Consider the following 20,506-nt stretch of genomic DNA (forward strand, 5'->3'; position numbering starts at 1 on the left):
GGGGCATGGCTGCCGGACCCCATGCGGGGTTAGATGGACCCGCATCAGAAGCGATGTTGAAGCTGGGCCGTTTCTTCACGAGGTGGGAGCAGACGGATGACGGCAGGGCGGTGTTCCGCGAGGGCGGCCGCAAGGGCGACATCTTCTACCGCGACCGCTGGAGCCACGACAAGGTGGTGCGCTCCACGCATGGGGTGAACTGCACGGGTTCGTGCTCCTGGAAGGTGTACGTCAAGGACGGCATCATCACATGGGAGTCGCAGCAGACAGACTACCCCTCCGTAGGGGCCGACAGCCCGGAGTATGAGCCACGGGGCTGCCCGCGCGGGGCAGCCTTTTCCTGGTACACCTACTCCCCCACCCGGGTCCGTTTCCCCTACGCCCGGGGCGTCCTGGTGGAAATGTACCGGGAAGCCAAGTCCCGGCTGGGCGACCCCGTGCTGGCGTTCGCCGAAGTAGCCGCCGACCCGGAGCGGCGGCGCCGCTACCAGCAGGCCCGCGGCAAGGGTGGCCTGGTACGCGTGTCCTGGCAGGAGGCCATCGAGATCGCCGCCGCCGCCCACGTGAACACCATCAAGGCCTATGGGCCGGACCGGTGCGCCGGCTTTTCGCCCATCCCGGCCATGTCCATGGTCTCCCACGCCGTGGGCACCCGCTTCATCCAGCTCATCGGCGGGGTGATGACCTCCTTCTACGACTGGTACGCCGATCTTCCCGTCGCGAGCCCCCAGGTGTTCGGGGACCAGACCGACGTTCCCGAGTCCGGGGACTGGTGGGACGCCCGCTACCTGATGATGTGGGGCTCCAACGTTCCGGTGACGCGCACGCCGGATGCGCACTGGATGACCGAGGTCCGGTACCGCGGCACCAAGGTGGTCACGGTCAGTCCGGACTATGCGGACAACACCAAGTTCGCCGACGAATGGCTTCCCGCCCAGGCGGGGACGGACGCAGCACTGGCGATGGCCATGGGCCACGTGATGCTGAAGGAATTCTTCGTCGACCGGCAGGTGCCGTTCTTCGCCGACTACGTGAAGCAGTACACCGACCTTCCCTTCCTGGTCAGGCTGGAGAAGAACGACGACGGCGCCCTCACGCCGTCGAAATTCCTCACCGCCCTGGACGTCCCCAGTGAGTCGCTGGCCGAGGATGCAGCGTTCCGCACTGTCCTGTACGACAAGGCGGCGGCCCGGGCCGCCGTTCCCAACGGGTCCATGGGGTTCCGCTATTCGCCTAGCGGGGAGGGCAAGTGGAACCTGGACCTCGAAGGGATCGAGCCCGCCCTTTCCCTCAAGGAAGTGTCCACGCAGAGCGCCGAAATCCTGCTCCCCTGTTTCGAGGATGCAGGCGGCGGGGGCAGCATCCTGCGCCGGGGTGTCCCGGTCCTGGAGGTCGACGGCCATCTGGTCACCACGGTGTTCGACCTCATGCTGGCCCAGTACGGCGTGGGCCGTCAGGGCCTTCCCGGCACGTGGGCCGAGGGATACGACGACGCCGCCACCCCTTACACGCCTGCGTGGCAGGAGGAGATCACCAGCGTTCCGGCGCAGGCCTGCATCAGGGTAGCGCGTGAGTTCGCCCGCAATGCCGAGCAGTCGCAGGGCCGGTCCATGATCATTATGGGCGCGGGCATCTGCCAGTGGTTCCACGGCGACACGACCTATCGCGCCGTGCTGGCACTGGTGATGCTTACCGGCTGCATGGGGCGCAACGGCGGCGGCTGGGCGCACTATGTGGGCCAGGAAAAGACCCGCCCCGTCACTGGCTGGGTATCCCTGGCCAACGCGCTGGACTGGTCCCGGCCGCCGCGGACCATGATCGGCACCGGCTACTGGTACATGCACACCGACCAGTGGCGGCAGGACGGCTACTCGGCCGATGCCCTGAAGTCCCCGCTGTCCACGGGAAAGCTGGACGGCATGCATACGGCGGATGCCATCGCCCAGTCCGCCCGGCTTGGCTGGATGCCCTTCTACCCCCAGTTCGACCGTAGCCCGCTGGACGTGGCGGATGAGGCGGAGGCCGCCGTCGCCGCGGGCACCGCAGCTGATGCGCCGTCCTACATTGCCGATTCCCTCAAGAACCGCTCCCTCAACCCGGCCATCGAGGATGTGGACGCGCCGCGGAACTGGCCGCGCACCCTGGTGCTGTGGCGGTCCAATCTCTTCGGCTCATCCGCCAAGGGCAACGAGTACTTCCTCCGGAACCTGCTGGGAACCCACAACAACGTCCTGGGCCCGGACAGCGCGGAGGAGCTCAAGCCCCGGGAGGTGGCCTGGCATGGGACGGCACCGGAGGGAAAGCTGGATCTGTTGGTCTCCGCCGACTTCCGGATGACCTCCACCACGCTGCTGTCCGACGTCGTGTTCCCCGCCGCCACCTGGTACGAAAAGCATGACCTTTCCTCCACGGACATGCACCCGTTCGTGCATGCGTTCAGCCCTGCGATCGACCCGCCCTGGGAAACCAAGACCGACTTTGACACCTTCCACCTGCTGGCCAGGGAATTCTCCCGGCTCGCCAAGGCCCACCTGGGCGTCCGGAAAGACCTGGTCAGCGTGCCGCTGATGCACGACACTCCCGGCCAGCTGGCTCAACCCGGGGGGATCGTGCGGGACTGGCGTGACACGGACATTCCCGCCGTACCGGGCCAGAACATGCCCGCCTTTTCGGTGGTGGAGCGGGACTACACGGCCATCGCGGACAAGCTCGCCGCCGTCGGGCCCCTGGCCGACAAGCTCGGTTTCACCGTCAAGAACGTCACGTACAAACTCGCCGGCCCGTTGGAGCGGCTCAGCCGTTCCAACGGCGTGATGCTCGGCGGCGCAGCGGACGGGCGGCCGGCGATCGACACCGACGCGAAAATGGCCGAGGCCATCCTGGCCTTCTCCGGCACCACCAACGGTGCGCTGTCCGTGCAGGGCTTCAAAGACCTCGAAGTCCGCACCGGAAGGAAGCTGGCGGACCTGTCCGAGGGCTCCGAGGAAAAGTTCATCACCTTCGCCCAGACCCAGGCCGGACCGGTCCCCGTGATCACGTCGCCGGAATGGTCAGGCTCCGAAACGGGCGGCCGGCGCTACGCCCCGTTCACCATCAACATCGAACGGCTCAAGCCCTTCCATACCCTGACGGGGCGGATGCATTTCTTCCTGGACCACGACTGGATCACGGACATCGGCGAGGGGCTGCCCATCTACCGGCCGCCGCTGGACATGCACCGGCTCTTCGGCGAACCCAAACTGGGCCGGAATGGGGAGCTGGAAGTGGTGGTCCGGTACCTGACGCCGCATTCCAAGTGGTCCATCCACTCCGAATACCAGGACAACCTGCTCATGCTCTCGCTCTCCCGCGGCGGCCCCACTGTCTGGATGAGCCCCGCCGACGCCGAGGCGATCCAGGTCAAGGACAACGACTGGGTGGAGTGCCTGAACATCAACGGGGTCCTGGTGGCCCGGGCGATCGTCAGCCACCGGATGCCGGCCGGCGTGGTCTACGTCCACCACGCACAGGAACGCACCATCGACGTACCGAAGTCCGAAGCCACGGGACGGCGCGGCGGCATCCACAACTCGGTGACCCGGCTGCTGGTCAAGCCTTCGCACCTGATCGGCGGCTACGCCCAGCTGGCCTACGCGTTCAACTACCTCGGCCCCACCGGGAACCAGCGCGACATGGTTGCCACCGTCCGCCGTCGTTCCCAGGAGGTGCAGTACTGATGCGTGTCATGGCTCAAATGGGCATGGTGATGAACCTGGACAAATGCATCGGCTGCCACACCTGTTCCGTGACCTGCAAGCAGGCCTGGACCAACCGTGCGGGCACCGAGTACGTCTGGTTCAACAACGTGGAAACCCGGCCCGGGCAGGGGTATCCGCGCCGCTATGAGGACCAGGAGAGGTGGCACGGCGGCTGGGTGCTGAACAAGCGCGGCAAGCTGGTGCTGAAAGCCGGGGGCCGGGTGAAGAAGCTCCTGGGGATCTTCGCCAGCCCCGTCCAGCCCGAGCTCAAGGACTACTACGAGCCGTGGACCTACGACTACAAGACCCTCGTGGACGCGCCGCTGGGTGACGACTTCCCGGTGGCCCGGCCCAAGTCCCTGATCACCGGCAAAGACACGAAAATCACGTGGTCCGCGAACTGGGACGACGACCTGGGCGGCTCCGCCGAAAACGGCCACCTGGACCCGATCGTGGAGAAGGTGCGGCGCGAGTCCGAGGACAAGATCAAGTTCGCCTACGAGCAGACGTTCATGTTCTACCTGCCGCGGATCTGCGAGCACTGCCTGAACCCGTCCTGCATGGCGTCCTGCCCCTCCGGCGCGATCTACAAGCGGGTGGAGGACGGGATTGTGCTGGTGGACCAGGACAAGTGCCGTGGCTGGCGGCAGTGCGTCACCGGCTGCCCGTACAAGAAGATCTACTTCAACCACAAGACGGGCAAGGCCGAGAAGTGCACCTTCTGCTATCCAAGGGTGGAGGTGGGGCTGCCGACGGTCTGTTCGGAGACCTGCGTGGGCCGGCTGCGGTACCTGGGGTTGTTCCTGTACGACGCCGACGCCGTCACCGCGGCGGCCGCGGTCACCGACCCCAAGGAACTCTACGATGCCCAGATGGACGTGCTGCTGGACCCGAACGACCCCGCCGTCCAGGCCGAGGCCCGCGCCCAGGGGATCCCCGAGGACTGGATTGACGCCGCGCGGCGCTCGCCGGTCTACGCCCTGGCCAAGGTCTACAAAGTGGCACTCCCGCTGCACCCCGAGTACCGCACCATGCCGATGGTCTGGTACGTGCCGCCGCTCTCACCCGTTGTGGACCTGCTGCGGGACCAGGGGCACGACGGCGAGGACCACGGCAATCTCTTTGGCGCCATTGATGCGCTGCGCATCCCGGTGGAGTATCTCGCGGAACTGTTCACCGCAGGCGATGCGGACCGGGTCACGGCCGTACTGAAGAAGCTGGCCGCCATGCGTTCCTACATGCGCGGCATCAGCCTCGGCAACGACCCGGACGACTCGATCCCCGAGGCCGTGGGCATGGACGGCCAGACCATGTACGAGATGTACCGGCTGATGGCCATTGCCAAATACGACGAACGGTACGTCATTCCCAAGGCGCACGTGGAGCAGGCCCACGACCTGGAGGAGATGGGCTGCTCGCTGGATTTCGACGGCGGCCCTGGCATGCAGGATTCGGCACCCTTCGGGGAGGCGAGCGGCAGGCCCGTCCCGGTGGCCGTGGACACCTTCCACGCCCTGCGCGACCGGCAGACAAGTGACGAGGTCTCCGCGGGGACGGGCCTGAAGGGCAGGGTGAACCTGCTGAACTGGGACGGCCGCGGGGCGCCGCCCGGCCTGTTCCCGGACAAGGGGCACGAAGCGGATACCCTCGACGCTGCGGAGGACCAGCCGTGAACCGCCACGACCAGGTGGTGTACCTGGCAGCGGCCTGGTGCCTGTCCTATCCCGATGAGGACCTGGTGCAGCGGGTTCCCCTGGTCCGGGCAGCGCTGTCCGAGTTTCCCGGGGCTTTGCCGGCATTTGCGCCGGTACTGGACCTTCTCGAGGCCACCCCGCCCATGGAACTGCAGGCCCAATATGTCCGCGAGTTCGATCTCGGCCGGCGGCACGCGCTGCATTTGAGCTACTGGACCGATGGCGACACCCGGCGCCGCGGTGAGGTGCTGGGCTTCTTCAAGGAGGCCTACCGGCACAGCGGCGCCCTGGTGGACCTGGACGGGGAACTTCCCGACTACCTGCCCATGGTGCTGGAATTCGCTGCCCGGGTGGATTCCGCGGCCGGACGCACCCTGCTGAAGCGTTACCGGGCCAGCTTGGAGATGCTTCGGCTGGGGCTGCTTCGGGACAACCTGCCGCATGCCACGATGCTGGCGGCCATCTGCGCCACCTTGCCCGGGAAGTCACCCCAGGACGAGAAGGAAGTGATGCGCATGGCCGGATACGGTCCACCCTCCGAAAGCGTGGGACTGGATCCCTACGACCCGCGGCTTTTGCCGGTCAGGAGGGCCTGACCATGCCCGCACTCAAGGCGTCCACCGTGGCGGAGCCGGGACCCGCCGTCGTACTCAACGCCTGGGATACCGTCCTGTGGGGCGTCCTGCCCTATGTCATGGTGGTGGTGCTGGTGGGCGGGCTGGTGTGGCGCTACCGGTACGACCAGTTCGGCTGGACCACCCGGTCCTCCCAGCTTTACGAATCCCGGCTCCTGAGGATCGCCTCCCCGCTTTTCCACTTCGGGCTGCTTGCGGTCATCGCCGGGCACTTCTTCGGCCTGGTGATCCCGATGGCCTGGACGGCGGCGGCGGGCATGAGCCAGGAGTTCTACCACTTCAACGCCCTGCTGGTGGGCGGCATCGCCGGGGTGGGAACGCTGGGCGGGATCGCGCTGCTGATCTACCGGCGGCGCACCACCGGCCCGGTCTTCATGGCGACCACCAGGAACGACAAGACCATGTACGTGGTGCTGACCGCGGCCATCGTCTTTGGCCTGTGGACCACCCTGGCCAGTGTGTTCGAGGGAGAACACGGGCACAACTACCGGGAAACGGTGGCGCCGTGGTTCCGGTCGCTGTTCATCTTCCAGCCGGACATCGCGGCGATGGCCGCTGCGCCGTTAACCTTCCACCTGCACACCTTGGTGGGCATGGCGCTGTTCGTCATCTGGCCGTCCACGCGCCTGGTGCACGCATTCACGGCACCCCTGCACTACCTTTTCCGCCCGTACATCGTCTACCGCTCGCGGGACAGGGAAACGAAGGGCCGGGGCTGGTCCGCCGTTGGCACGCCGGACAGGGATACCCGCAACCGCTGACCGGCGGTGCGTCTTGGACAATCTCCTGAGGAGCTAGCAGTGGCCGGAACAACCCCAACGCCAGTTAGCGGAAGGGCGCTGAACCTTGCGCTCGCGACGGCGGCGTCCGTGGCAGGTTTCTGGGCGTGGAACTCCGTGGCCACCCTGGGTGCCTTCTACACCCAGAACCTGGCCCTGGCACCGGCCGCCACGGGGATCCTGGTGGCCATGCCGGTGTTCGTCGGTTCGCTGGGACGGATCGTGGTGGGCACCCTGACGGACAAATACGGTGGCAGGGCCATGTTCAGCTTTGTGCTGCTGGCCGCCATCCCTCCCATCCTCCTGGTGTCCATTGGCGGCCTTCTCAGTTCCTTCGCGCTGGTGCTGGGCGCCGGCCTGCTGCTGGGCGTGGCCGGGACGGTGTTCGCGGTCGGAATTCCGTTCGTCAGTTCCTGGTATGAGCCCGCCCGCCGCGGCTTCGCCACCGGCATCTTTGGTGCGGGCATGGGCGGGACGGCGCTGGCGGCCTTCCTGAATCCGCGGCTGGTGGCGGGAATCGGCTACTTTCCCACGCACCTGCTGATCGCCGGTGTCCTGGCCGTCATGGCCGCGCTGGTCTGGTTCCTCATGAAGGAATCCCCCGAATGGGCTCCGAACCACGCACCGGTGCTGCCCAAGCTGCTGGATGCTGCCAGGATTTCAGTCACCTGGAAGATGTGCTTCCTGTACGCCGTGGTCTTTGGCGGCTTTGTATCCTTCGCCACCTACCTGCCCACCTACCTGCGCGATGTCTACAGCTTCGACCCCGCCGGTGCGGGTGCCCGGACCGCCGGATTTGCCCTCGCCGCCGTCCTGGCCCGTCCGGTCGGTGGCGTCCTCGCGGACAAGCTGGGCCCCAAGCCCGTGGTCCTGGTGGCCCTTGGAGCCGTGGCCGTCCTGGGCTGGGTGGTGAACATGCGGCCCGACGGCGAGGTCCCGGCAGGTGCCACGTTCGTTGCCATGGCTGCGGCGCTGGGGCTGGGGACGGGCGGCGTGTTCGCCTGGGTGGGCGTCCTCTCACCGGCAGGGAAGGTAGGCAGCATCAGTGGCATCGTGAGCGCGGCGGGTGGCCTGGGCGGCTACTTTCCCCCACTCGTCATGGGGGCAACGTACGACGCCGCTACGCGCAGCTACTCGATAGGGCTGCTCCTGCTGGTGGTCACAGCCCTGGTGGCTTTGGTGTTCACCCTCTTCGCAGTCCAGCCCAGGGCCAGCGCCGCGGCGGTTCAGCGGGCCCGGTGATTCACACTGTCCGGTAACGCAGGTACACCACACCGTTGCTGAACCGGCGCTCTTCCAGCAGTTCCAGCTTCAGGTCCAAGCCGTCGGGCAGAAAGCGCAGGCCGCCGCCCACAGTTACAGGGTTGATGAACAACTGGCACTCATCCACCAGTCCCGCGTTGAGGGCATGCGCGGCAAGGGTGGGGCCGCCAATGCTGATGTTCCTGGCGCTGGTGGACTTCAGCTCCTGCACGGCGTCCGGGACGAACTGCCGCTCCAGCCGGGTCATTGGCGTGGAGACGGTGTCCAGCGACGTCGAATACACCACCTTGTCCGCTGCCGCCCACAAGCGGGCGTAGTCCTGGATCACCTCCGGGTCATCCTGCGTGCCCATGGTTTCCCAGACCGACATCACCTCATACATCCGGCGGCCCAGAAGATAGGTGCCCACATCCCGCTCCAGGTCATTGATGAAGGCGTGGATTTCCTCGTCCGGCGCCGACCAGGCGAAGTTCCCGTTTGGGTCTGCCGTGTAGCCGTCCAGGGACATGATTGCGGAGTAGATCAGCTGCGCCATGGGGACATTCTGCCGCTGGACATCAGTTCTGGATAGGCTCCCGGGACACCAGGAACTGTTGCCCCAGGGTCCAGAGGTTGGAGACCGTCCAATAGACCAGGACGCCGATGGGGAAGAAGATTCCGCCCAGGCCGAAGACCAGCGGCAGGACGTAGAGGAGGACCTTCTGCTGGCGCATCAGGGGGTTGTCGCTGTCCTGCCCGGCAAAGCTCCGGGAAGCCACGAGTTTCTGGGTGAGGAACTGGCAGGCAATCATCACCAGGATCATGGCGACGGCGAGCACGGCCACGGCGGCGGGGCCACCGCCGCCGCTGCCGTGCAGCAAAGAGGCGGACAGCGGCACACCAAAGATACTGGCGGATTCGAACTGGAGCACCTGGTCATGGCTTAGCGCCCCAATGCCTTCGCCCTGCCGCGACGCGTTGGAGATCCCGGACAGCACCTGGAACAGGGCAAGGAAGAACGGCGCCTGGATCAGCAGCGGCAGGCAGGCGGAGAACGGGTTGGTGCCGTGTTTCTTGTACAGCGCCATCTGCTCCTGGGCCATGGCCTGCCGGGACGCCTGGTCCGTCCGGCCCTTGTACCGGTCTTGGAGCTCCTTCAGCTCCGGCTGCAGGAGCCGCATCCTGCGCTGGGCACGGACCTGTGCCAGGAACACCGGGATCAGCGCGGCGCGGATGACCAGGACCAGCCCGATGATGGCCAGCGTCCACGTCCAGCCACCGGATGCCGGCATGCCTGCCGCAGCCAGTCCGTCATGGAAAGCCACCAGGATGGCAGACACCAGCCACCGGAACGGATCCATCACTGCCGTGAAAAAGTCCACCGAATCCCCCATCCGCAGCCTGCTGCAAAGCTACTGGGAATCAGGGAAACAAGAAAGCCCCCGGGATCATGCGATCCCGGGGGCTTAGCCTGTAGCGGTGGGGAGGCTCGATCTCCCGACCTCACGATTATGAGTCGTGCGCTCTAACCAACTGAGCTACACCGCCACGAATGAGAAAAACCTGCGTCAAGCCGGTCAAACCGCCTTGACGCAGGCCCTCATTCAGAGCCCCCCACCGGAATCGATCCGGTGACCTCGTTCTTACCAAGAACGCGCTCTACCACTGAGCTAGGGGGGCAACGAGTAAATACTCTACCGGAAGATTTCCGCACCAACAAATCGGCGCGGCCGGCGAACCCGGACCCCCAAAATCCCCGCCAGATCAGGGATGTAGCGGTACCCGAGGCCTCCGCAGCGACGGCGGCGGGACCCCTCCGGACCCGGATGTGACGAAGACTACTTAGCGCAAAGAGTCTGAACAAAAAGGACGGGCCGGCTCGCGATGAGCCGGCCCGTCCGGGTGTTGCTTAGCTAAACGTGGTTACCACTTGTTGCGGGGCTTGAAGCCGCCCTCGGTCCGCGGCTTGCGGTCACCGAAGGAACGCTCGGAACGCTCGCTGTACGAACGTCCGCCGCGGTCAGCGGAGGTGCGCTCGCCGTCGTTCTTCCGGAATTCCTTCTTGAACCCGCCATTGCCCTTGAAGTTGCCTCCACGGTCGCCACCGCGGTTGCCCTGGTAGGCGCCGCGGTCACCGGACGGCTTGCGGCCGTTGTCCAGCTCCAGGTGGATCAGCTCGCCGCCGATCCGGGTGCGGGACAGTGCGCGCAGCTGCTCAGGGCTGAGGTCCGCGGGCAGCTCCACCAGGGAGTGGTCGGAGCGGATGTCGATGCCGCCGATCTGGGCGGAGGAGATGCCACCCTCGTTGGCGATGGCGCCCACGATCGAGCCGGGCATGACCCGCTGACGCCGGCCCACCGCGATACGGTAGGTGGCGTTGCCCTCGGTCAGTGCACGGGTCGGCCCACGGGAGCCGAAGCCGTCCTTGGACCGCTCGCGCTTCTGGAATTCAGGAGCAGCGGGCAGTTCCTTGACCAGGAGCGGCTGGCCGCCCTGGGCCATGACGGCCAGTGCCGCAGCGATTTCTGCTGCCGGCACCTTGTGCTCTTCCTCGTAGGAGGCGATGAGGTCACGGAACGCGGAGACGTCCTCGGAGGCGAGGGTCTCGGTGATGCGCTCGGCGAACTTGCCCAGGCGCAGCGTGTTCACGGTTTCCGCTGTGGGCAGGTGCATCTGCTCCACCGGCTGGCGGGTGGCCTTTTCAATGGAGCGCAGCAGGTACTTCTCCCGCGGCGTCATGAACAGGATGGCGTCACCGGAACGGCCTGCACGGCCGGTGCGGCCAATGCGGTGCACGTAGGACTCGGTGTCGTGCGGGATGTCGTAGTTGATGACGTGGCTGATGCGCTCCACGTCCAGGCCGCGGGCAGCGACGTCGGTAGCAACGAGGATATCGATGCGGCCTTCCTTCAGCGCGTCGACGGTGCGCTCACGCTGCTGCTGGGGGATGTCGCCGTTGATGGCGGCAGCCTGGAAGCCGCGCGACTTCAGCTTGTCAGCCAGGTCCTCGGTGGCCATCTTGGTGCGGACGAAGGCGATGACGCCGTCGAACTCTTCCACCTCAAGGATGCGGGTCATCGCGTCCAGCTTGTGCGGGCCCATGACCTGCAGGTAGCGCTGGCGGGTGTTGGCACCGGTGGTGGTCTTGGACTTGACGGAGATCTCGGCCGGATCATTCAGGTACTGCTTGGACATGCGCCGGATCTGGCTGGGCATGGTGGCGGAGAACAGTGCCACCTGGCGGTCCGACGGCGTCTGCTGGAAGATCTGCTCCACGTCTTCGGCGAAGCCCATGCGCAGCATCTCGTCAGCCTCGTCCAGTACCAGGTACTGCAGCTCGGACAGGTCCAGGGAACCCTTGGAGATGTGGTCAATCACGCGGCCGGGGGTACCCACAACCACCTGGGCGCCGCGGCGCAGGCCGGCCAGCTGGGGACCGTAGGCGGAGCCGCCGTAGACGGGCAGCACGGTGAAGTCATCGATGTGCTTGGCGTAGGAGGTGAACGCCTCGGCAACCTGGAGTGCCAGCTCGCGGGTGGGGGCCAGGACCAGGGCCTGGGTCTTGCGGGACGGGCCGTTGAGGTCGTGGAGTTCGGCCAGGCGGGACAGTGCCGGCACTGCGAATGCTGCAGTCTTGCCGGTACCGGTCTGTGCCAGGCCCACCACGTCGCGGCCTTCGAGCAGCAGCGGGATGGTGGCTGCCTGGATGGGGGACGGCTTCTCGTACCCGACATCCTGGAGGGCGGCAAGGACGCGGGCGTCGATGCCGAGGTCGGCGAACTTGACGCCTTCTTCCTCGTCGGATTCCGGCGCCTTGGCGGCGGGGGCTTCGGCAGGGGCCGCGACGGCCTCAGCGGCAGGAACCTCAGCTGCGGGGGCAGCGGGCTCGGTGAATTCGATGCTGGCAGTTGCTGCTTCAGCGGTGGTTTCGTTCTGGTTTTCGGGCATAGGGATATTCCTCATCCATAGGGGGCCAGGCGGCACTACCCAAGGTGAGCGGAGCCGCAGTACACGTGCCGATGGTGCCGGGCAAACGTTGACCGGCCGGTCACAGAAGTCCGGCGCTTTCGCAATCCCATGGCAGGACTTCGCGCTGCATCTCTTGGCTGCTATCCCAGCAGTCTGTACAGCGTTTCTCTTTAGCCGGCTCTCCCTATGAAAATGCCCGCATCGCTTGTGCGGGCCCCAACACTTGCCAGTCCTGCCTCAAAAATTGGGCAGGAATAAGGGATTTCCGGAGTGGGGGATGTTTCAAGTGTAGGGCACGCAGGCGCCGCGGCGCTAATCGAGCGGGCGACGGCGGCGGTGAGCTTGCGCACACAGCACGCCGTGGGCGGCACTCGGGCAAGACGGGCTACCGCGCCAGCCGCCGCAGCAGTACCTCAAACCTGACGTGGTACTCGTCCTGGAGCCGGATCTCGCCGTCGGCCTCTGCACCGCGCAGGGCCGCAATGACCTCCGCGTCCGGTTCACTGAACCACCTGCCGATGGTGATGCCGTGGCGCGGGACGAAGGTCCGCTCGATGGTGTCGCCGGCCCGGATGCTGCCGGTGCGGATGACGCGCAGGTATGTCCCCACCCTCCCCTCGTCGGTGAACCGCTTCACCCACTGCGGCTCCTTCATCCGGCGCTGGAACGTTGCACAGGGGGTGCGTGGGGAGGTGACTTCAAGTTCGACGCCGGACCCCACCTTCCAGCGCTCCCCGATCACCGCGTGCGTGGCTTCGATGCCGGATACCCGCAGGTTCTCACCGAAGACGCCCGGCGGCAGCTCACGGCCCAGTGCGCCGGCCCAGTAATCGGCGTCGGCCTGGGAGTAGGCGTAGACGGCCTGGTCCTCCCCGCCATGGTGTGCCCTGTTGGCCTGGATGTCCCCGCGGAGGCCCAGCTTGTGGACCTTGACGGGCCCATCGGCCGGGCGCTTGTCGATGGCGGTGACGCCCACGCTGCCCTGGTCTCCCAGGAGCTGGTGGACGCGGCAGACAGCAAGGACAGAACCTGATTCCATGGCATCAGTCTAGGGTCCCCTTGGGATCCACCCCCGCCTGCCGGCCATGGGCAGTTCTCCCCTGCTGCCGCACTGCGTTCCTACTCGCAGGCGGCACCGGCAGGGACTACGCTGAGTCGAGACTTGCATTGGGGGCAGTGCTGCGCCCAAATCGTGCGGATAACTGAGGGGGACGCCGTGGACTCGAACCAGAAGATCCCGCAAGGGGACCCGGAGGAAGGGCCGCCGAGCGGGGCTAACAACATCCCGGGAACCAGCGGCGCGGGCAGCGCCGCCAAGCCGCCGCCGTGGCAGGTGCCCAAGCCTGAGCTGCGTCCTGATCTCCTCAACGAACCCGTCACCCCCGTGGACCCGTTTGCGCGCGAGCGGGAAAAGCAGCTCGACAATGCTGCGGCGCGGAAGAAGCGCTCCCAGCGCCGCGCAGTGGTGGTGGGCCTCGGCGTCACCGCCCTCCTGGCCGGCACCATCACGGCCGTGGTGGCCAGCAACGAGGACGATCCCGAGTACGCCCAGGTGTGCTTCAACGATGAGACCGGCGAGCGCGTGGAGGACAGGAGCTGCGACAGCTCAGCAGGCCGCGGCGGCGGCATCTACGCCTGGTACTTCTACTCGCGCGGAGCCAGCGTTCCGGCCATCGGCCAGAACCGGTCCACAGCGCCCAACTACACGCGGACCGTTCCCAGCGGGGCCAAGGCCTCCACGGGCTACAGCAGCAAGGGCGGCACGGTCAGCCGCGGCGGTTTCGGGTCAAGCGCCAAGAGCGGTTCGAGCGGCGGCGGCAAGGTTTCGGGGGGCTGACGGATGAAGAGAATGTTGTCTGAGCCCCGGCCGGGCTGGAAGCAAAAGATCGAAGAACAGGGCCTGGTCTTCTCCACCACCACCACGGATGACGGGCGCCGCATTGAGTACTGGAACGAATCGGCGTACTACGAATTCACCATGGACGAGGTGGAGGCCCTCGAAGTGGTGGCCGAAGACATGCACCGGATGTGCCTGGAGGCCGCCAAGTTCCTGGCCACCGGCGCCATGGGCAGCATCGGCATCGGTCCGCAGGCCCTGGAACTGGCGGCGGAATCCCTGCAGGCGGGCGACGTGGACGTCTACGGCAGGTTCGACTTCATCTATGACGGCCAGGGCGGGCCGGCAAAGATGCTCGAATACAACGCCGACACCCCCACCGGGCTGATCGAAGCCGCTGTGGCCCAGTGGTTCTGGCTGCAGGACGTCCACCCGGAGAAGGACCAGTGGAACGGTATCCACGAGGCCCTGATCCGGCAGTGGAAGAAATTCCAGTACCGCACGGGAATGAGCACTTTGCACGTTGCCCATTCGGAAGTTAAGGAGTCCGGCGAGGACTGGATGACTGCCGCGTACATGCGCGATGTTGCCAGCCAGGCCGGCTGGACCACCATCGGCATCAATATGTCCGATATCGGGTGGGACCCCAACCTGAACCGCTTCGTGGACCTGGACAACTTCCTGATCAGCACCATCTTTAAGCTCTATCCCTGGGAGCTGATGATGAAGGAGGAGTTCGGCCCGCGGCTGCTGGAGCGTGCCCACAACCCGCGCTGGGTGGAACCTGCCTGGAAGATGCTGCTCTCCAACAAGGCCCTGCTGGCCGCGCTGTGGCACCTTTACCCCAACCACCCCAACCTGCTGCCGGCGTACCTCACCGATCCGGGACCGCTGAAGGAATGGGTGGCCAAGCCGCTGCACGGCCGCGAAGGCGACAACATCCGCATCCACGCGGACGGCATCAACCTGGAGCAGCCCGGCGGGTACGGCCGCGAGGGTTGGTGCTACCAGCAATACCACCCGCTGCCGGATTTCGACGGCAACCGTCCCGTCCTGGGGCTCTGGGTGGTGGACGGCGAGTCCGTGGGCTGCGGCATCCGCGAATCCGACGGACCGGTCACGGACTACTTCTGCCGCTTCGTCCCCAACACGATTGATGCACCGGCGCCGCTTTCAGCGGTGGCCGACTCCACCAAGGCAGGTATCACCCTATGAGTACGGACATGACGACGACGGGCGCCTCCGGAGGCGGACCGGGCACCCCGGTGCCGGCCAAGGGGCTGCGGGCCGGGATCCTGGACTTGGGCGACTCGGTGATGCTGGGACTGGCCTCCACCGCGCCGGTGTACTCACTGGCCGCCACCCTGGGCCTGATCGTTGCGGTCAACGGCAACTACACTCCCCTGATCCTCCTGCTGGGCTTCGTCCCGGTCCTGTTCATCGCCTACGCCTTCCGCGAGCTCAACAGCGCCATCCCGGACTGCGGCACCACGTTCACCTGGTCCCGCCAGGCCTTCGGCCCCTGGGCCGGCTGGCTGGGCGGCTGGGGTGTCGCGCTCGCCGGGATCGTGGTCCTGGCCAACCTGGCCCAGGTGGCCGGGCAATACCTGTGGCTGCTGGTGGGCGACGGGTCCTTGGCGCAGAACAAGGTTCTGGTCACCGGGACGGGGTTGCTCTGTTCATCGTGCTGATGACCGTGGTGAACTACCGCGGGATCCGGCTGGGCGAGCATGTGCAGCGCGTCCTGACCTACGTCCAGTACATTGCCCTGGGCATTTTCGCGCTGGCCATTGTGGTGCGGATCGTTGGGGGTGCCCCAGAAGGCCAGGCCTTCGACTTTGAGTGGTTCAACCCCGTGGGCGCCTTCACCGACCCCGGCGCCGTGGTGCACGGGGCGCTGTTGGCCCTGTTCATCTATTGGGGCTGGGATACCTGCCTGGCCGTGAACGAGGAAACCGAGGACCCCTCCAAGACCCCCGGCCGCGGCGCCGTGATCTCGGCCTTCGTGCTGGTGGCCATCTACGTTTCCGTGGCGCTCCTGGTGATGATGTACGCCACGGTGGGCTCCGAGGGCATCGGGCTGGGCAACGAGGCGAACAAGGACGACGTGTTCCTGGCCATGAAGGACGTGGTGCTGGGGCCGTGGGGCTGGCTGATCGTCGTCGCGGTCCTGGCCTCGGTGCTGTCCTCCACCCAGACCACCATCCTGCCCACCGCCCGCGGCACCCTGTCCATGGGCGTCCACGGAGCCCTTCCGGCCAAGTTCGCAGAGGTGCACCCGCGCAACCAGACCCCCGGGTTCTCCACCCAGGTGATGGGCGGTGCTGCGGCAGCCTACTACGTGGCCATGAGCTTCCTGAGCGAAAACCTGCTGGCGGACTCCATCAGCGCCATCAGCCTGTTCATCGCCTTCTACTACGCCCTTACCGGCTTCGCCTGCTTCTGGTACTTCCGCGGAACCCTGCGGGAATCGGCCCGCAACCTCTGGTTCCGCGGCATCCTCCCCCTGGTGGGCGCGCTGCTGCTGACCGCCGCGTTCTTCATCTCGGCAGTGCAGATGTGGGACCCGGCGTACGGCGATACGCAGATCTTCGGCGTCGGCGGCGCGTTTGTGAGCGGAGTGGTGCTGCTGGCGCTGGGCGTGGTGCTGGCCGCCGCCTGCCGGTTCCTGCCCGCCACCCGCGGCTACTTCCTGGTTGAGAAATGACGGTGACCGAATGACGGGCGAAGAATTGACTGCTGAAGCCGCGGCGGCCGGCCTGTCAGACGTCCTGAACCTCGATTCACTGCTGTCAGCGGAGGAACTGGAACTCCGGCAAAAGGTCCGGGATTTCACCAGCCAGCGCATCAAGCCGGAGATAGCCCGCTGGTATGAGGACGCCGTCTTCCCCCTGGAGCTGGCTACGGAACTGGGTGAGTTGGGCGTGCTGGGGATGCACCTGGAAGGCTACGGCTGCCCCGGCCGCTCCGCCGTCGAATATGGCCTTGCCGCGATGGAGCTGGAAGCCGGCGATTCCGGGATCCGCACGTTCGTGTCCGTCCAGGGTTCGCTGGCCATGACAGCCATCCACACGTGGGGCTCGGAAGAACAGAAGCAGGAGTGGCTGCCCCGGATGGCAGCCGGCGAGGTCATTGGGTGTTTTGCCCTGACCGAGCCCACGGCGGGTTCGGACCCGGCGTCCATGGCCACAGTTGCGCAGCGCGACGGCACCGGAGACGACGCCGGTTGGGTCCTGAACGGGACCAAGCGCTGGATCGGGCTGGCGTCAGTTGCGGGCGTCATGGTGGTCTGGGCCATGACGGACGACGGCGTGCACGGTTTCCTGGTGCCGGCCGGAACCCCCGGCGTGACCGCCAGGGCCATCACGCAGAAGCTGTCCATGCGCGCCTCCATCCAGTGCGACGTGGTGTTCAACGACGTCCGGCTGGGTCCCGAGGCCCTGCTGCCGGGAGCGCGGGGACTGCGCGGCCCGTTCACCTGCCTGAATGAGGCCCGGTACGGCATTGCGTGGGGCGCCATGGGCGCGGCCCGCGATTCCTATGAGGCGGCCTTGGCCTACTCGCAGGACCGGCTCCAGTTCGGCAAGCCGCTGGCCGGCTACCAGCTTACGCAGGAGAAGCTGGTGAACATGCTGGTGGAAATCCAGAAGGGCACGCTGCTGGCCCTGCACCTGGGACGCCTCAAGGACGCGGGTACCATCAGGCCCGAGCAGATCTCGCTGGGCAAGCTCAACAACGTGCGCGAGGCCATTGCCGTGGCACGGGAGGCGCGGTCCATCCTGGGCGGCAACGGCATCACCACCGACTACTCACCCCTGCGGCATGCCGCCAACCTCGAATCAGTACGGACCTATGAGGGCACCGACGAGGTGCACACCCTGATCCTGGGCCGGCACATCACCGGCCTGGGCGCCTTCCACTAACCCCTCCCCCAACTGACTCGCAGTTGTTGCCGTTTTGGCGACGCATAACGACAACAACTGCGAGCTAGTTGGGGACCCGGGACGTGGGCCGACGTCCGGCCCGGCCAGTCAGGCCGAGAAGCCGCCGTCGGCCTTGATCAGCTGGCCCGACACCCAGCGGCCTGCCGGTGAGAGCAGGAACGCAACGGTCCCGGCGACGTCGGCAGGGGTGCCCAGGCGGCCGGTGGGCTGCTGCGCGGTGAGCTCTTCATGGACGTCGGGGGTCATCCACCCGGTATCAACCGGACCCGGGTTCAGCACGTTTGCCGAGATCCCCTGCGGACCCAGTTCACGTGCGGCGGCAATCACGATCCGGTCCAAGGCACCCTTTGAGGCACCGTAGGGAAGGTTGAACGCTGTGTGGTCGCTGGTCAGCGCAACGATCGCGCCGCCGTCGTCCGTTGCCTGGCGTGCGAAGGCGGCAATCAACTGCCAGCTGGCGCGGGTGTTCACGGCGAAGTGCCGGTCAAAGGATTCAATGGTGGTGTCCAGCAGCCCGGAATCCACGGATTCCGCGTGGCTCAGCACCAGGCCCTGCAGTGGCCCGGCCAGCTGTGCAGCTTCCGCCACCAGCCGGTCCGGGACGCCGGGGTCCTGCAGGTCGGCCGACAGGACGTGCACTTTGGCGCCGATGGCCTCAAGCTCGGCGGTAAGCCTGACAACGTCCTCGGGTTCGCTCCCCCAGGGCATGCGGGCGTCGTAGTCGGCCCAGTAGGAGAGGACCAGGTCCCAGCCGTCCGCGGCCAGCTGCCGGGCAATACCGGCGCCGATACTGGCCAGGCGCCCCACGCCGGTGACCAGGGCGACGGGGCGGGCGGGGACGGATGATTGGGATTCCATCCGACCAGCCTAGCGGCGGCTGGCGGCGGGGACTGTCCTGTGCCGCACTGCTCACAGGTCCCACACTGCTCAGGCCGCTGCCGGCTCCGCCGCTGCCGTCCGCACCGAACGTCTCCCGGCAGATGGCAGCCGTGGGCGGAACAGTGGCCACCCAGTCCAGGCCGTAAATTACCACGAACACGATCATGCTGGGCTGCACCTCGGCGTTCAGCAGCAGCGGAAGCACCAGCAGGCCGATGCCGCGGAACTGGTAGTAGACGGCCAACAGGATGCGGGGGTTGAAGCGGTCGGTCAGCCAGCCGGAGGCGATGGTTCCGATGATGTCGAAAATCCCGACGACGGCAAGCAGCCCCGCTGCCGTGGTTTCCGGCATGCCGTGGTCGTGGGCGGAGGGGATGAAGTGGGTGCCGATCAGGCCGTTGGTGGTGGCGCCACAGATGGCGAACCCGGCTGCAAGCGCCCAGAAGGTCCTGACCTTGCTGGCGCGGCGCAGCACCTGCAGGGCGCGGACCGCGGCGTTGGCACGCGGGCGGCCACCCGGAACCGTTGCGGTTTCCGGCGGCTGGGCGGCCACGCCGGCCGGCTTCTCGCCGTAGGGCAGGACCCCCGCCTCGGCCGGTGAGTTCTTGAGGAACTTCAGCACCAGCGGAACCACGGCGAGCGCACCGGCGGCGATCAGCAGGGAGGCCTGCCGCCACCCGGGGTCCTGGGCGAGCATGGCGATGAAGGGCAGGAAGACCAGCTGTCCGGCCGCGCTGCCGGCGGTGAGGATGCCGATCACCAAACCGCGGCTCCTGGTGAACCAGGTGTTGGCGACCGTGGCGGCAAAGACAAGGGCCATGGAACCGGTCCCCAGGCCGATTAGCAGCCCCCACGTCAACAGGATCTGCCAGGACTGGTTCACCAGCACGGTCAAGGCACTGCCCATGCCGATCAGCACCAGGGCTGTTGCGGTGACGGCCCGGACGCCGAACCGTTCCATCAGGGCGGCGGCGAACGGGGCGGTCAGGCCGAAGAGCACCAGGTTGATGCTCACGGCCGCGGACAGCACGGTGGTGGACCAGCCGAACTCCTGCTGGAGCGGGACCATGAGGACACCAGGCGCCGCGCGGAATCCGGCCGCCCCAACGAGTGCCAGGAACGCCACGGCGGCAACGATCCAGGCAGGATGCAGGCGCATGCGCTTACGTGGCGGTGAGGGAAGGGCAGCAGAACCAGCAGGAACTTCGCGGGCTTCCTCCGGCACGGTGCTCATGCCGCAGTTTCTTTTCCGGACGCGGTGGACAACGGGATGGGATGCTCCGACCTGGCCCGGCTGTGCCAACTGGTGTTCGCCGCCGTCAGCCGTTCCCCGCATTCCGTGCAGGTGTCTGCCGAGGTAGTGGGTTTGCCGCAGCCGGTGTGGATGACGTGGAGGTGCGCCTGGTCCGAGGGCGCGGGCAGGTGCTTCTCCGCCCAGATGGTGACCGCGTTGAGGACCGGGAGCGCGTCCTCACCCTTGGTGGTGAGGACGTACTCCTGGCGGGTGCGGCCGCCGTCGTCATATGCCTTCTTCTCCAGCAGTCCGGACTCAACCAGGCCTGCCAGGCGCTTGGTGAGGACGGAATCCGCCACCTCCAGCCGGTCCTTCATGGCGTCGAAGCGCCCGTTGCCAAAGAAGACCTCGCGCAGCACCAGGATGCTCCAGGGGTCGCCCAGGATGTCCAGGCCGCGGGCCATGCTGCAGCTGCGTTGGGACCAGTCAGATCGAAGAGGCATACGGGAACGCTAGCTGACTTTCTTCAAGAAAGCTAGGGTTCCCGCGAAATGCC

The 20,506-nt window shown here is 66.7% G+C and carries 15 protein-coding genes, 2 tRNA genes and 1 pseudogene; 9 read left to right on the forward strand and 9 right to left on the reverse strand.

Annotated features, from left to right (window positions below; genetic code table 11):
* Positions 1-5 precede the first annotated feature (5 nt).
* Genes ACETK3_RS04235 through ACETK3_RS04255 form a run of 5 tightly spaced genes read left to right on the forward strand, consistent with a single transcriptional unit; the run spans position 6 to position 8,087 of the window.
* On the forward strand, positions 6-3,716 hold the full coding sequence (locus tag ACETK3_RS04235; protein WP_237428672.1) for a nitrate reductase subunit alpha: 3,711 nt from the start codon (positions 6-8) through the stop codon (positions 3,714-3,716).
* Positions 3,716-5,410, forward strand: coding sequence for a nitrate reductase subunit beta (gene narH / locus ACETK3_RS04240; protein ID WP_236820203.1), 1,695 nt, complete (start codon positions 3,716-3,718; stop codon positions 5,408-5,410). Before ACETK3_RS04235 ends, narH begins: the two co-directional genes overlap by 1 nt.
* Positions 5,407-6,027 carry a nitrate reductase molybdenum cofactor assembly chaperone gene (gene narJ / locus ACETK3_RS04245; RefSeq protein WP_236799161.1) on the forward strand — a complete coding sequence of 207 codons (621 nt, stop codon included), beginning with the start codon at positions 5,407-5,409 and terminating at the stop codon, positions 6,025-6,027. Before narH ends, narJ begins: the two co-directional genes overlap by 4 nt.
* 2 nt (positions 6,028-6,029) lie before the next feature.
* Positions 6,030-6,827, forward strand: coding sequence for a respiratory nitrate reductase subunit gamma (narI, locus tag ACETK3_RS04250; RefSeq protein WP_373992571.1), 798 nt, complete (start codon positions 6,030-6,032; stop codon positions 6,825-6,827).
* Between the two features lie 39 nt (positions 6,828-6,866).
* The gene (locus tag ACETK3_RS04255) at positions 6,867-8,087 is read left to right on the forward strand and encodes a nitrate/nitrite transporter (protein ID WP_236799163.1); all 1,221 of its coding nucleotides are present in this window, start codon (positions 6,867-6,869) and stop codon (positions 8,085-8,087) included.
* Between the two features lies 1 nt (position 8,088).
* On the opposite strand, the gene ACETK3_RS04260 is transcribed toward ACETK3_RS04255, so the two are convergent.
* From ACETK3_RS04260 to ACETK3_RS04285, 6 genes are all read right to left on the reverse strand, one after another.
* Positions 8,089-8,643 (reverse strand): dihydrofolate reductase family protein, encoded by a 555-nt coding sequence (locus tag ACETK3_RS04260; RefSeq protein ID WP_236820204.1) that lies wholly within the window; start codon positions 8,641-8,643, stop codon positions 8,089-8,091.
* A 22-nt stretch (positions 8,644-8,665) separates the two neighbouring features.
* Entirely contained in the window at positions 8,666-9,469 is an 804-nt protein-coding gene (gene yidC, locus ACETK3_RS04265; RefSeq protein ID WP_236799165.1) for a membrane protein insertase YidC, read from the reverse strand.
* 92 nt (positions 9,470-9,561) lie between these two features.
* Positions 9,562-9,635: transfer RNA gene (locus ACETK3_RS04270), tRNA-Met, on the reverse strand.
* 60 nt (positions 9,636-9,695) lie between these two features.
* Positions 9,696-9,767 (reverse strand) — tRNA-Thr (locus tag ACETK3_RS04275).
* A 243-nt stretch (positions 9,768-10,010) separates the two neighbouring features.
* Positions 10,011-12,035, reverse strand: a complete 2,025-nt coding sequence (locus tag ACETK3_RS04280) for a DEAD/DEAH box helicase (protein ID WP_236820205.1) — start codon at positions 12,033-12,035, stop codon at positions 10,011-10,013.
* Positions 12,036-12,441: 406 nt separating this feature from the next.
* Positions 12,442-13,095, reverse strand: a complete 654-nt coding sequence (locus ACETK3_RS04285) for an MOSC domain-containing protein (protein WP_236820206.1) — start codon at positions 13,093-13,095, stop codon at positions 12,442-12,444.
* A 177-nt stretch (positions 13,096-13,272) separates the two neighbouring features.
* Here ACETK3_RS04285 and ACETK3_RS04290 point away from each other — a divergent pair, with 177 nt between their 5' ends.
* From ACETK3_RS04290 to ACETK3_RS04305, 4 genes and pseudogenes are all read left to right on the forward strand, one after another.
* Complete coding sequence (locus tag ACETK3_RS04290) at positions 13,273-13,893, forward strand: Tat pathway signal protein (RefSeq protein ID WP_373992572.1); 621 nt, start codon at positions 13,273-13,275, stop codon at positions 13,891-13,893.
* A gap of 3 nt (positions 13,894-13,896) precedes the next feature.
* Positions 13,897-15,108, forward strand: a complete 1,212-nt coding sequence (locus tag ACETK3_RS04295) for a glutathionylspermidine synthase family protein (RefSeq protein ID WP_237428677.1) — start codon at positions 13,897-13,899, stop codon at positions 15,106-15,108.
* Positions 15,105-16,600, forward strand: a pseudogene (locus ACETK3_RS04300) (APC family permease). Before ACETK3_RS04295 ends, ACETK3_RS04300 begins: the two are co-directional and overlap by 4 nt.
* Before the next feature lie 10 nt (positions 16,601-16,610).
* Positions 16,611-17,816 carry an acyl-CoA dehydrogenase family protein gene (locus tag ACETK3_RS04305; RefSeq protein ID WP_237428678.1) on the forward strand — a complete coding sequence of 402 codons (1,206 nt, stop codon included), beginning with the start codon at positions 16,611-16,613 and terminating at the stop codon, positions 17,814-17,816.
* A gap of 108 nt (positions 17,817-17,924) precedes the next feature.
* Here ACETK3_RS04305 and ACETK3_RS04310 read toward each other — a convergent pair whose 3' ends face one another.
* The 3 genes from ACETK3_RS04310 to ACETK3_RS04320 are packed head-to-tail and all read right to left on the reverse strand — an operon-like array spanning position 17,925 to position 20,453.
* Positions 17,925-18,602: an SDR family oxidoreductase gene (locus ACETK3_RS04310; RefSeq protein ID WP_373992631.1), complete on the reverse strand. Its 678-nt coding sequence runs from the start codon at positions 18,600-18,602 to the stop codon at positions 17,925-17,927.
* Positions 18,493-19,950: an MFS transporter gene (locus ACETK3_RS04315; protein ID WP_373992573.1), complete on the reverse strand. Its 1,458-nt coding sequence runs from the start codon at positions 19,948-19,950 to the stop codon at positions 18,493-18,495. The genes ACETK3_RS04310 and ACETK3_RS04315 overlap by 110 nt, the downstream gene beginning before the upstream one ends.
* Positions 19,947-20,453 (reverse strand): helix-turn-helix domain-containing protein, encoded by a 507-nt coding sequence (locus ACETK3_RS04320; RefSeq protein WP_237428680.1) that lies wholly within the window; start codon positions 20,451-20,453, stop codon positions 19,947-19,949. The genes ACETK3_RS04315 and ACETK3_RS04320 overlap by 4 nt, the downstream gene beginning before the upstream one ends.
* Between the last annotated feature and the right edge of the window lie 53 nt (positions 20,454-20,506).

The organism is Arthrobacter sp. E44 (genome assembly GCF_041877125.1).
Lineage (GTDB): Bacteria > Actinomycetota > Actinomycetes > Actinomycetales > Micrococcaceae > Arthrobacter.